Source organism: Candidatus Acidulodesulfobacterium ferriphilum (assembly GCA_004195035.1).
GTDB classification, from domain to species: Bacteria; SZUA-79; SZUA-79; order Acidulodesulfobacterales; family Acidulodesulfobacteraceae; genus Acidulodesulfobacterium; species Acidulodesulfobacterium ferriphilum.
The window spans coordinates 58,399-71,459 of record SGBD01000004.1 but is presented as its reverse complement, the minus strand read 5'-3'; the positions used below and the strand labels follow the sequence as shown (position 1 = coordinate 71,459).

General features: G+C 33.8%; 11 protein-coding genes. 8 read left to right on the top strand and 3 right to left on the bottom strand.

Features of this window, described 5'->3' with window-relative positions; translation table 11 throughout:
• The 3 genes from EVJ47_07395 to EVJ47_07385 all read left to right on the top strand — a co-directional run bounded on the left by EVJ47_07395 (position 1) and on the right by EVJ47_07385 (position 7,140).
• Positions 1-4,203, top strand: a complete 4,203-nt coding sequence (locus EVJ47_07395) for a glycosyltransferase (protein RZD14051.1) — start codon at positions 1-3, stop codon at positions 4,201-4,203.
• Positions 4,204-4,394: 191 nt separating this feature from the next.
• Entirely contained in the window at positions 4,395-5,165 is a 771-nt protein-coding gene (locus EVJ47_07390; GenBank protein RZD14050.1) for a class I SAM-dependent methyltransferase, read from the top strand.
• 310 nt (positions 5,166-5,475) lie between these two features.
• A complete protein-coding gene (locus EVJ47_07385) occupies positions 5,476-7,140 on the top strand; it encodes a tetratricopeptide repeat protein (protein RZD14049.1) in 1,665 nt (554 codons plus the stop codon).
• 33 nt (positions 7,141-7,173) lie between these two features.
• Here EVJ47_07385 and EVJ47_07380 read toward each other — a convergent pair whose 3' ends face one another.
• The gene (locus EVJ47_07380) at positions 7,174-7,281 is read right to left on the bottom strand and encodes a hypothetical protein (protein RZD14048.1); all 108 of its coding nucleotides are present in this window, start codon (positions 7,279-7,281) and stop codon (positions 7,174-7,176) included.
• 239 nt (positions 7,282-7,520) lie between these two features.
• On the opposite strand from EVJ47_07380, the gene EVJ47_07375 reads away from it, so the two are divergent.
• From EVJ47_07375 to EVJ47_07365, 3 genes are all read left to right on the top strand, one after another.
• Positions 7,521-7,832 carry a toxin gene (locus tag EVJ47_07375; GenBank protein ID RZD14047.1) on the top strand — a complete coding sequence of 104 codons (312 nt, stop codon included), beginning with the start codon at positions 7,521-7,523 and terminating at the stop codon, positions 7,830-7,832.
• Entirely contained in the window at positions 7,816-8,094 is a 279-nt protein-coding gene (locus tag EVJ47_07370; protein ID RZD14046.1) for a hypothetical protein, read from the top strand. Before EVJ47_07375 ends, EVJ47_07370 begins: the two co-directional genes overlap by 17 nt.
• A gap of 364 nt (positions 8,095-8,458) precedes the next feature.
• Entirely contained in the window at positions 8,459-9,736 is a 1,278-nt protein-coding gene (locus EVJ47_07365) for a B12-binding domain-containing radical SAM protein (GenBank protein ID RZD14045.1), read from the top strand.
• A 99-nt stretch (positions 9,737-9,835) separates the two neighbouring features.
• On the opposite strand, the gene EVJ47_07360 is transcribed toward EVJ47_07365, so the two are convergent.
• Positions 9,836-10,189, bottom strand: a complete 354-nt coding sequence (locus tag EVJ47_07360; protein RZD14044.1) for a nucleotidyltransferase domain-containing protein — start codon at positions 10,187-10,189, stop codon at positions 9,836-9,838.
• Positions 10,137-10,544, bottom strand: coding sequence for a HEPN domain-containing protein (locus EVJ47_07355; protein ID RZD14043.1), 408 nt, complete (start codon positions 10,542-10,544; stop codon positions 10,137-10,139). The genes EVJ47_07360 and EVJ47_07355 overlap by 53 nt, the downstream gene beginning before the upstream one ends.
• 376 nt (positions 10,545-10,920) lie before the next feature.
• Here EVJ47_07355 and EVJ47_07350 point away from each other — a divergent pair, with 376 nt between their 5' ends.
• Positions 10,921-12,024 carry a 3-dehydroquinate synthase gene (locus EVJ47_07350; GenBank protein ID RZD14042.1) on the top strand — a complete coding sequence of 368 codons (1,104 nt, stop codon included), beginning with the start codon at positions 10,921-10,923 and terminating at the stop codon, positions 12,022-12,024.
• 35 nt (positions 12,025-12,059) lie between these two features.
• Positions 12,060-13,055 carry a tyrosine recombinase XerD gene (locus EVJ47_07345; protein ID RZD14041.1) on the top strand — a complete coding sequence of 332 codons (996 nt, stop codon included), beginning with the start codon at positions 12,060-12,062 and terminating at the stop codon, positions 13,053-13,055.
• Positions 13,056-13,061 lie beyond the last annotated feature (6 nt).

Here is a 13,061-nt window from a genome sequence, read left to right as displayed (position 1 = left end):
ATGGAAAATATAAAACTCAAAATATTTAATATTTTTGGCGACAAAGCAATTAACGAATCCGTATCCTTAATTATAAAAGAGCTGGAAACAGCAGATTTTTTTAAATTTGCCGTTCCCAAAGATTATATTTTTTTACCTTTATTAGAAGAAAAAATTGAGAAATGCGGTTTGTCGATTTTTATATTAAAAGAAAGTTCCGACCATATAGAAATTGCCGTAAAAAAATTTCACGATTTTAATAAGATAAAAGCTGCAGGTTCGGAAATAAGCACTTTTAATACGGCTATTGATTTAAACGTGAAAACTAAAAAAGAGTTTAATGAGTTAAACGATATACTGAAAAATATGCCAGATTCTTCTATCAAGGCATTTTCAATAAATGGAATAACGGACGATTTTACTTACGATGAATTAGAAAAATTATTTTTCGAGGCTTTCAGAATCTTATCCCATGGATCGTCGTTTTATATGGAATATACAGGAAACATTCTTTCCGAATATCTTTTAAAAGGATACATAGAATATGCCGGTTTTATAAATGTTTTTCCGGCAACGTCTCCGGTAGAATACGAATATGGCAAAATAAAGATTTATTCTAAAAAAACCGGTTTAACGGACTTATCTAAACAACCTAAAAAAGTTTTAATAAACATCGATTTAAAACAACCTGAAAAATTACTTGAAAGCACTGTTTTAATTAGAGACTTGCATAATAAATACAATAATTGGGATTTGTATCTTGTTTCCGACGACTGGAAATTTTTCGACGAAAATATTTACTTAAAATACTGTTCTTCTGAGCCGCCTTCTGTAAATATAGATTATGCTGTTTATATAGACGATTTTAATCCGTTTCCGCATATAAATTATGAACTTAAGAACCTTAACAGCCGGAAAGCCGATTTATTTTATTCACAGGAAAATTTGGCTAATGTCCGTGCCTTCATGGATGAACACGGCATTGCTGTAGATGATTTTTTTCTGGTTATAGATAATGCTTTTATAGATATCAAAAATAAAGAAATTGTTTTAGAAAAGTTCAAAATCGATTTTCCTTATATTACCAGGGTTGACTTTAAAACGCTTATTATAGGAGATGATTTTAACGATTTAACAATGAAAGACAAATCTCTGCTTTTACAACTTTCGTCTTTTTATGCAGGCGGCGGGTTTAATTATTTTCTTGCCGACGCCCTTTATGTTCCGTCTTATAATGCCGATTTAGGCACTGATAATTATAAAAGGAAACATAAAGCCGAAAGTTTTGACGTATCTATCGTTATACCGGCATATAATAATTTTAATTATACTAAGCAATGCGTTTTTTCGATATTTAAAAACCACCCTCTTTTAGATTTTGAAATAATTATAATAGACAACGGTTCAATTGACGAAACTAAGGAATATTTTAAAAATTTTCAAGATTTAAAGAATTTTCAGTTTATTTCAAACAAAGAAAATTTAGGATTTGCAAAAGCGTCTAATCTTGGAGCAAAAATTTCCAATTCAGGGAATATACTGTTTTTAAATAACGATACGGTTGTTTCTAAGGGGGCTATAGACGAACTTTATTATTCTATAAACGCGGATAAGGCAAAATCTTTAAATATAGCCGCCACAGGCTCCCTGCTTTTATATCCCGACAAAAAAATTCAGCAGGCGGGAATAATGTTTGAGGAACGTTTAGTTCCGTATAACGCATATTCCGGAATGGATATATCCGGATGCAAGGAATCAGATATTAAAAATGCAATATATTTAAGAAGTTTTAATGCGCTTACAGCGGCATGCCTGATGGTTAAAAAAAATATATTCGAGGCGGTCGGGGGGTTTGACGAAGGTTATGTCAACGGATTTGAAGACGTCGATTTGTGTTTAAAACTTCGTGAATCAGGTTATAAATTAATATTTAATCCCAAAAGTATTATCTTTCATTTTGAGGAAAAGACGCCCGGCAGGAAAAAGCACGATATAGACAATATTAATCGTTTTATGGATAAATGGAAATTTAAATATAAAAGAGACAATTATATTTTTACAGAAATGGATAACTTATTTATCAATAATAAATCTAAAGACGATGTTTCGAAATATATTATTCCGCTAAATAAAATTAAAGCGGCAGAGGATAAAATAGATAATCTTACATCAAATACGCAATACGAAGAAGCGTTAAAGTTGTGCGGAGAAATTTTAGAAATAAATAAATATAATTTAAAAGTTCATAAAAAAAAAATTGAGATAAAACAGGCTTTGGATTTATCGGAATCCAAAAAAGACTTTAGGATAATCCTTGAGAAAAAGGATAAAACGCTTTTTTCCTATCAGGCAATTCTGGATAATATCGTTAAAAATAATAAAGACTTAAAAATATCGTTAGACCAAAATGAAATTTATCAAGTATGGATTAAATATAATGAGCCTTCTCAAGTCGAGCTTGAAAAACAAAGGTTTTTTAAATTTGAATATGAACCTAAAATCAGCATTATTATGCCTGCATATAATACAGACAGAGAATATTTGATTAAGGCGATCAAATCCGTAATTAACCAGACTTATCCAAATTGGGAACTGTGTATTGCCGACGATGCTTCGACGGAAATTCACGTAAAGGAAATTTTAAAATATTACAAAGAAAAAGATGAAAGAATTAAAGTTATATACAGAACCGAAAACGGTCATATATCAAAAGCTTCTAACAGCGCGCTTTCACTGGCAACGGGAGATTACATAACATTGCTTGACCATGACGACGAACTTTCCGAATTCGCATTATTTTTTGCGGTAAAGGAAATAAACGAATATCCTGAGGCAAAATTGATTTACAGTGATGAAGATAAGATATATTATGACGGCAGCAGGGTTTCGCCTTATTTTAAATGCGACTATAATCCTGATTTATTTTTATCGCAAAATATGATAAGCCATTTAGGTGTTTTTAAAAAATCGATTGTCGACGAAATAGGCGGCTTTAGAGAAGGCTATGAAGGCTCGCAGGATTACGACTTGGCGCTTCGTTTTATAGACAAAATAAAATACGGCGAAATCAGGCATATTCCAAGGGTTTTATACCACTGGGGAATGGGGGAAGGTTCAACGGCTGTAAATATAGGAAATAAATTATATGCGGTATCAGCCGCAAGAAAAGCAATTCAAGACCATTTTGGCAGAATGAATATAAAAGCTAAAGTGGTCGAAGCGCCTTTGATGCCTATTTGGAACCGCGTTATTTACGATATCGAAGGCGGCCATTTAGTGAGCATAATAATTATCACGCATAACGGATATCAATATCTTAAAGACCTTATTAAAAGCATATTTGAAAAAACTTCATATAAAAATTTTGAGATTATATTGATTAATAATAGCGATGATATGCAAACATTGGAATATCTAAAATTATTAAATGAGCATGAAAAAATTAATGTTATATATTACAATAAGCCTTTTAATTATTCTAAAATTATCAATTTTGCAGTTAAATATGCTGATGGCGAAATTCTTGTAATCTTAAACCACGATATGAAAGTAATCAACGACGACTGGCTAAGAGAACTCGTCTCTCATGCGTTGCGCCCCGAAGTAGGGGTTGTTGGAGCCAAGCTTTTGTATCCCGACGATACTATTCAACATGCGGGGGTCGTGGTTGAGCAATATAGACCTATGCATGTATTTTCGCGACTTCATGGAGACGATACCGGTTATGCTGGAAGAGCGAACTTATTACAGAATTATTCAGCCGTTACGGGAGCATGTATGGCTTTAAAAAAAGAATTGTATATGAAAACAGGCGGTATGGACGAGAATTTGCCGATAGCTTATAATGATATAGATTTTTGCATTAAATTAATGCAATTTGGATATTTTAACGTATATACCCCTTATTCGGTTTTATATAATTATGAATCTAAAATCAGAGGATATGAAGATACGGAAGAAAAGAAACTGAGACTTAAAAAAGAAATGGATTATTTAAAAGATAAATGGGGACGATTACTTGAACGGGATTTTGCTTACAATATTAATTTAAGCCATGAGTCTGATAGTTTATTTGGAATAAAATTGCCGGAAAAATTAATTGAAATTATAAATTCCAATATGTCGATAATATTGCATTATTCAGTGGACTATTCCTATGGGAATAAAAACATATTAGATGAGAAATTAAAAAAATCTTTACGAACGATGGAAATCAGTTCTTGAAAAACGAGCGATGAATGGAAAAAATATGTTCAAAACAGACTTAATAAGTTTACGCATTCGAATGTTTATTGCAATAATTTACGGAATACCGAAAAGATTTTTTAAAGTTTAAAAATTAATTCAAATTTTATTTTTATAAATTTTTTTATTCATAATAATTAATAAATTTTAAGTAAAGGGATTGACAAAATATGGATTTGCAATCTATTTATGATGAAAATTATTATAACAATTATAACACTGGCTTAGGACCTATTGCTTATGATAGATCTAATCCTCACTGGCTCTGGTTTTTTGGAAATATAGCTGATAAAATTTTAAAAGATCTAAAACCTAAGTCTATTTTGGATGTTGGATGTGCTAAGGGGTTTTTGGTCGAATCCTTTAGAGATAGAGGAGGAGAAGCTTTCGGCATTGATATTTCAGAATACGCTATAAATGAGGTTAGACAAGATATAAAAAAATATTGTAAAGTTTCTCCGGCAAATGAAAAGTTTGATAGTTGGTACGATTTAATTACTTGCATTGAAGTTTTAGAGCATTTAACTGAACAAGATTCGCAGAAAGCCATTGAAAATATTTGTAAAAGTACCGATGATGTTATTTTTTCTTCAACTCCCGATGATTTTTCAGAAAAGACGCATATAAATGTTCAACCTTTATCTTATTGGATTGATAGTTTTGCAAGGCATGGTTTTTATTTAGATACTTATAATTGTTCTTTCATAATCGATCATGCAATGAGATTTAGAAAGATGAACCATTCAATTGCTATATATAATTTTAGAACTACTGTTAAAGAGAAAGATACTTTAATTAATATTTTAAAGTCTGAATTAATTAAAAGTAAAACTGAGATAAAAGAGCTTCAAGATGCTTTAGATAAAATATTAATGGCTTATTCTAAATCTCAACAAGATATATTAAACCTGCGTTTATTTCTTGAAAATAATGAAAAATAAAACAGAATTTATAAGTATTATTTAAATTTACATATTTAATCATAGGTGATTAATTAATTATGCTTAAAAGTATATAAATAATACCCCAAAAGTTTAGAATATACAATTAATATTCCGCCCATTGTGTAATGAGCGGATAGGATTAAGGATTATTTGAATAGATAACTTAAGACCATCTTAAAATAATTCTTAAAAGATAAAACCATTATATGATTAAAAATATATGCCAATAAGTTTAATGCCAAAAAAATTATACCATTCTGTTCCTTGGCAAGAAATAAGATGACAAAAATTTCCGATATAGTAATTTATGGATACAAAAAATAAATCAAATCTTTCGTCATATGCTATAAATGCTTCAAATTCACGAATAGAATTGAATGCATTATTAAATGCATTCAACAGCGGAAACTTTTTAGAAGCTGAAAGACTGTCGATTTTGATGACTAAATCATTCCCCGATAATTATATTGCATGGAAGTCGCTCGGCTTATCTTTAAAAATAATGAAAAGATTTTCGGAAGCAATTATACCGCTTAAAAAATCCTTAGAGTTAATGCCTGAAGATATTGAAACTCAAATGAATTTAGGAATAGTCCTGACCGAACTTTCCGCATATAAAGAAGCAGAAATTATTTACAGAAAAGTTATCGAGATGAAGCCGGATTATGCCGAAGCTCATTTAAACCTTGGAGTCGTCTTGAAATATCAGGGTAAGAATGATGAAGCCGCAAACTGTTACAGGCGGGCTATAGAAATAAAACCCGATTTTGCGGAAAGCTATAATAACCTTGCAATTGTTTTGCAAGATGCCGGAAACATAACCGAAGCCGAAGCCTGCTTTAGACGCGCAATAGAATTAAATCCAAATTATGCGGAAAGCTATAATAATATGGGCAATCTTTTAAATGACATAGGAAAAATAGAAGAAGCTAAAGAATTATATATAAAAGCGTTATCCATTAAACCCGATTTTGTTGCGTGCCATAGAAACTTAGCCCAGATAAAGACTTTTACTAAAAATGATCCGCAATTAGAAACCCTTAATTATCTTTATGAAAGCCACAAAAACGATTCCGATAAAATCGAAGTATGTTTTGCCCTTGCCAAAGCCTGCGAAGACTTAAATAAAATCGACAGGGCTTTCGACTTTTACGCGGAAGGCAATAGACTTATGAAAAAAAAGCTTCATTATAACATTGAACAGGACATATCGCTTTTTAAAAATATTAAATCTTTGTTCCGTAAAGTTCCTAAAACCGAACAAATTCCGTTAAAGAAAGTAAAACCTATAATGATAGTCGGAATGCCGAGATCCGGGACCAGCTTAGTGGAACAGATTCTTGCTTCGCATTCGGAAGTATTTGGAGGCGGCGAATTAGATGCTTTGGACAGGCTTGTAAAAAAATATTTCCTTAAAGCAAAAGAGTCTTGCTCCATAGAAGAAAGGTGCAGGCTTATAACGGCCGGCTATCTCGACGAAATAGATAAATTAACGGAAAACGGTAAAAAATATTTTACCGATAAAATGCCGCTTAATTTTCGTTGGCTGGGTTTTATTATGCTTTCGCAACCCGATATTAAAATAGTACATGTCGTTAGAAATCCTGAAGCGGTATGCTGGTCTAATTTCAAGCAGCTTTTTTCGGGAACGGGAGCGGGGTTTGCTTATGATTTAAAAGATATATATCGATATTACCAAATTTATAAAGATCTTATGGAATTTTGGCAAGAGCTATTTCCGGGTCGCATATATAACCTTAACTACGAAAAACTTACCCAAAATCAGAAGGAAGAAACAAAAAAACTCCTTGATTATTGCGGACTCAACTGGGAAAATGGGTGCATGGAATTTGAAAAAAACAAACGGGCAGTGAGAACCGCCAGCTTTGCGCAGGTCCGCAAAAAAATGTATCAGGGAAGCTCGGAAGAATGGAAAAAATTTAGAAGCAGACTTGAAGGACTGATAGAATAACGGGGACGCGCCCCCTGCATTAACCCCTTTCATTCATGCCGCCTTTTCAAAATATTGGTTATAGACTTTTAGAGGCGGTTTGTGGCCCAAAGATGAATGCAGCCTGTGATTATTATATTTATCAATAAAAGCATCAATCATGCCTAAACGTTGCCGATATGAAGACGTTTACGAATTATGCAGTAAACAAATCGGAACGTATGAAGAAAAAATGTAGGATAAAAATCTTTAAAACGGCATACAAAGTCGAGGCAAATTTTTTAATTAGATAAAAAAATGTCCTATTAAAATTTTTAGATTTTAATCATTTTAGATTTTAATCATTGAAATTGTAGCGTATTAGATATATAATATATACATAAACTAAATTAGACGAAAAGATGAATCTGCCGGAAAAAATAGTAAACTGGAGCAGCGATAAAAATGAATGGCTGAAATCGGAAAGAAATATATCTTTTGAAGAAATAATCGTTACAATCGCAGAACACGATAAATTAATTGATATTATACAGAATAACGAAAAATATATAGATCAGAAAGTTTTAGTAGTTGAAATAGATAGTTATATATATTTATGTCCATTTATTGAAAACGATAATGAAATATTCCTTAAAACTATTTATCCAAGCAGAAAACTCACCAAAATATATTTAAATAATGAAGGGGATTTGAAAAATGGAAAAAACGACTAAATTTAACGATACCGATGCTGAACTCGGTTTATTCGCCGAGTTGGAAAAAGGTAATTTTAAATCTGTACCCGGCGTAAAAAAAGAAAAGGATAGGATTAAAAAAATTTTTAAAAACAATTTTTATTCCGAAAAGAAAATAATAAATATAAGGCTTTTAAATAGAGACGTAGAAAAGATAAAAGCGATTGCCCTTAAAGAAGGAATTCCTTATCAGGTCTTGATAAGGTCGGTTATTCATAAATATGTTGAAAATAATATATAACCGTGACAGAAAAAATAGCTATAATAGCCATTGCCGATAGTTCATAACAAACTGAATCGAAAAATTAATTATTTAAAAACCGCTAAAGACGAAATAACTACTTATAAACCTGCTACCGATGCAGTTTGCCTTCATGCCCAGCAGCATTGCAAATAATTCTTAACCGCAAATATTATAATCCAGCAGGTTATAAGTTTTAATCCGTTTCTTGTGCATTGCAGTTAGAAGCGGAACATTTTCGTCCAAATAATCATAAATGTAAATATTTTGCTTATCTTTATAATTTCGGAAAAGGATACCGGCCCCTTTTTTATTATTTTATAATTTAATTATAATTTTAAAATGGAAAATTTAGAGGGTTTTTATGCAGGCTGATAGAAAGCTGCTTTTAATCTCGCTTCACGACCCTTTTTTAGATTCTGACAGGGTTATGCCCCCCATCGGCATCATGTCCCTTCAGGCCTATATGCCGCCTTCGGGAATTGATTCGGCAATAGAAAACGACTTCGATATAGATAATATAGAAAAATACTCCGAATATACCCATTTTGCCATATCGTGCATGACGCCCCAAAAGGTCGAGGCATATAAAATATTGCATGCTATAAAGTCTGAATTTAAAGACAAAACCGTCATAATAGGCGGACCGCATGCCAAGTATTATATCGACGATTGCATAAAAGAACCCTTCGATTACATAATAGTCGGAGACGGTGAGTTTGCTCTTAAAGCCGTTATGGAAGGTAAAGCCCCGGAAAGAATATTAAATATCCCCATAAGCGAGGAAGAAATGAACGCCCTTCCCGTGCCGTATAGGGAACCTGAATTTTTAAAGCAATATAACTTCGACATACAGGGGGTTAACACATCTACAATTCTTACAGCCAAGGGCTGTCCGATGAAATGCGCATTTTGCGAAGATGCGGGAAGCAAGGTAAGATTATATAACCCATCTAATATAAATATGCAGATAAAAGATGTTTTAAGCGCAGGATTTAAAGGAGTAATGTTCTTTGACGACATATTTGCCATATCTAAAAAAAGGGTAATGGATCTTTTTCCCGTTATAACAAAACATGATATATTTTATAGATGTTTCGGGCATGCAAGGAGCATGGATGAAGGGATGGCGAAAATGTTATCGGAATCAGGCTGCATTGAAATAGGTTTCGGCGCAGAGTCCGGTTCGCAAAAGATACTGGATGTGATAGATAAAAGAACCAAAGTCGAAGATAATATTAAGTTTATAGAGATATGCAACAAATATAAGATTAAGGTGAAAGCCTTTATAATTTTGGGTTTACCCGGCGAAGATATGTCCACGATAAAGCAGACAAGGAGATTTTTGGATGTACTTATGTCTAACAGATTCACAAATAAATTCGGAAAGGAAATTACCAACGATTTTGACATCACGGTTTATTTTCCGTATAAAGGAACGAGGGTAAGAGATTACATGGATAAAAAAGATAATCATTATGATATCTTTTTTACAAAAGACCCCGACGAGATGCTCGGCTTTTATAAGGGCAAGGGCGGAAGCGCAGAGATAACCGTAAGAACATCGGGTCTTAGCGCCGAAGATATAGGTAAAATTCAAAAAGATTTAATTTTGGAATATAAAAAAATGGTTATAAGCTAAATTAGCTAAATTGGAACGGCAAGTATGTCCGTATCCCCGAAAGGTTTCATCAGTCCTTGGAATACCAGACACCAGACGATATATATTTTGAAAATTATTTTAACTTAATAATATGCTATTTTCAATCATCTTTCTCAAATTATCGCTTAATCGCAGTTCCTGTTCGGTTGCCGCAATTAAATCGAGAGATATTCCGATTTTTTCGGCAAACCACATATAATAAGGTCTTACCCGTTCTAACGGATTCTTTTCGCTTGACTTTGTAATTATAAATAAATCGATATCGCTTAACCCCGATTCCTCGTTTTTGGCAAAAGAACCTATTAATCTGACTTCGATTATTTCGGGAAAAACATTCAAGGCTTCTTTCGATATTTCTTTTAATTTATCTAAAACGATTTCATGATTGAAGTAAAATGCTTTCACAGAATTTGATGATATCGTTCGCCGCATTGATAGCCTCCATGGCCTGTTTTTCCGAAAAGTAATCCTCAGGTTTTCCCGTAGAAAATCCGTCGGGATATCTTGAAGGTATATAAAACATATCCAATATTTTAGCGCTATCTTTAATATTTAAAGGAAATTCTATCTTAGTACGCGATGATTTATCCGAAAGTATATTTATCATTTCAGTGAGGGAATGTCCCCATAGGTTTACGCCATTTTTAAGCCCAAGCGATTTAATAGTTTTTTCGGCTCCCTGCTGAGATGTAAAACAGCACCACTCGTAATATTTATAATCGTAATCGAGTTTTGCTTTTTGAAAATCTCTTTTACCCTGGTTGTACCAATCTTTCCATCTGTTCATTGTTATTTGACCGTATAATTATAAACGGAAGGGCACGCATTTCCGTTATCCGGCTCTTAGCGCCCGACTTGTTTAATTATACCATAAAAGAGGGCAGGGATGAATACTTCTTTATAATTGATTTTACCTAAAAAAAATCCCTTAAATGAAGGACCGAACCTCGATGAACTTGAAAAAAAATCGCGCAAGGGTCGATTTTGGATTTATGTTTATTTATTGACATTGGCACGAAAATGATATTAAAATTATACATACAATATATGCGTAATTGTATAGTATTAAAAAATATGTCGATAAAGAAGGTCGAAAAGGTTAAATCTATAAAGGGCAGGGTAGAGTTTGGCATGGCGGCAGGCGGGATAAGGCATTATAAACGATGAAAATAAGGGTAGATTTAAGCAGTTCAGCCAAAGACGACAGTTATGACATTTTAATAGGTTCTGGGATTGTCAACGCGGAAGCCGGCGGCGAAGTTATAGATGTTATTAAACAGGCAGGGTTAAAAGGCCGGGCATGCGTTATAACTACGGAAACCGTTAACGGCTTATACGAAAGACTTTTTAAAAATTTCCTAAAAAATGCCGGTATCGAACCGGTTGTCCTGGTATTGCCAGACGGCGAAAGCACAAAAAGCATTAAGTATCTTTCCTATATTTATGATGAACTTATTAAAAACAGGTTCGAAAGAGGGGAATTTATAATCGCTTTCGGCGGCGGCGTTATCGGGGACATTGCAGGGTACGCCGCGGCAACATACTTGCGCGGGATAAATTTTATTCAAATTCCCACCACTCTGCTCGCGGATGTCGATTCAAGCGTGGGCGGAAAAACCGGCATAGACCATCCGGGCGGCAAAAACCTTATCGGGGCATTTTACCAGCCGAAATGCGTAATTATAGATGTTAATCTCCTCGACACCCTTCCTGAGCGCGAGCTTAAAAACGGCTTTGCCGAGGTTATCAAATACGGCGCCGTTTTAGACGAGGAATTTTTTATATACCTTGAAAATAATTACGAAAAAATCCTTTCACGGGATAAAGACGCTTTGACGCGCATTATCCGCAGGTCATGCGCTATCAAAGCAGATATTGTTAATAAAGACGAAAAGGAGGCGGGACTAAGGTCGGTGCTAAATTTTGGACACAGTCTCGGACATGCCGTTGAAACGCTTTATAACTACGAAACCGTTAAACACGGCGAGGCAATCGCTATAGGAATGATATTTGCTTCTATGGTTTCTGAGGATTTGGGTTTTTGCACGGGCGAAACCTTAAACAGGATTAAAACGCTTATTAAAAATTCGGGTCTCCCCGCTAAAATTCCAAACTTTACTCCGGCAGAGTATATTAACGCAATGAAACTCGATAAAAAGGTGGAGAGCAGGTTAATCAAATTTGTTCTCGTAAAAGAGATCGGCGGGTTTGTTTTTAAAGAACTGGATTTTGATTATATCCATGAATTTTTAAAGAAAATTTTGTAAAAAATAAAGAAACCATTAAAACCGGGAACGGAAAAATGAAAAAAACGGATGGTGATGATAATAAAGAAGCTGGTAAAAACGGTGAAAATGGAACAGGCCGGAAAAAGGACGAACTTGAAGGTTTTACAGGGGAATATATTTCGTTTTTAAAGATAGAAAGAGGGTTAAGCGCCAATACCGTTTCATCGTATTATCTCGATTTAATGAAATTCCATAAATATGTAATGAGTAAGAAAGTTGATTTTAAGACATTACCACCCTTATTTTTTCAGGATTTTTTAGGTTATCTGGCGCAGGCAGGGCTAAACGGAAAGACAAGGGCAAGGTTTTATTCCTCGATAAAAGGATTTTATAAGTTTTTATTTAAGTGCCGTATAATAAGCGAATTTCCGTTTAAGGATATAGAATATCCTTTTGTTGCCAAAAAACTGCCCGAGTTTCTTACGAAAGATGAAATCAGCCGGATTTTAAATGTCGATTTTAAAAATGGTAAAAACGGCGGGAATAAAGCAAAAGAGGGTACAAATTTTGAAAATATAAGGAATAAAGTTATTTTAGAGCTTTTATACTCAAGCGGCTTAAGAATTTCCGAGCTGGCGGGAGTAAAACTTGAAAACTTCAATTTTGACTTGAATTTTATAAGGGTGCGGGGCAAGGGTTCTAAAGAAAGAATCGTTCCGTTCGGCACCCCGGTCAAAGAGGCTTTAAAGACCTATCTGCCGTTAAGGCGGCGATATGAAAAATCGGGCAAAAGTTATATGTTTATCGCAAAAAACGGGCTTCCGTTTACGAGGCAGGGATTATGGAAAATAATTAAAAAGGCGGCGCTCCTCGCAGGCATAGATAAAAACATTACGCCCCATATGTTAAGACATACATTTGCCACACACCTTTTAGAGGGCGGGGCGGATTTAAGGTCCATTCAGCAGATGCTGGGCCATTCAAGCATATCCACAACCGAAATATATACCCATACGGACATATCGCATTTAAAAGCGCAGCATTCCAAGTTTCATCCGAGGAATAAATGAAAAGCG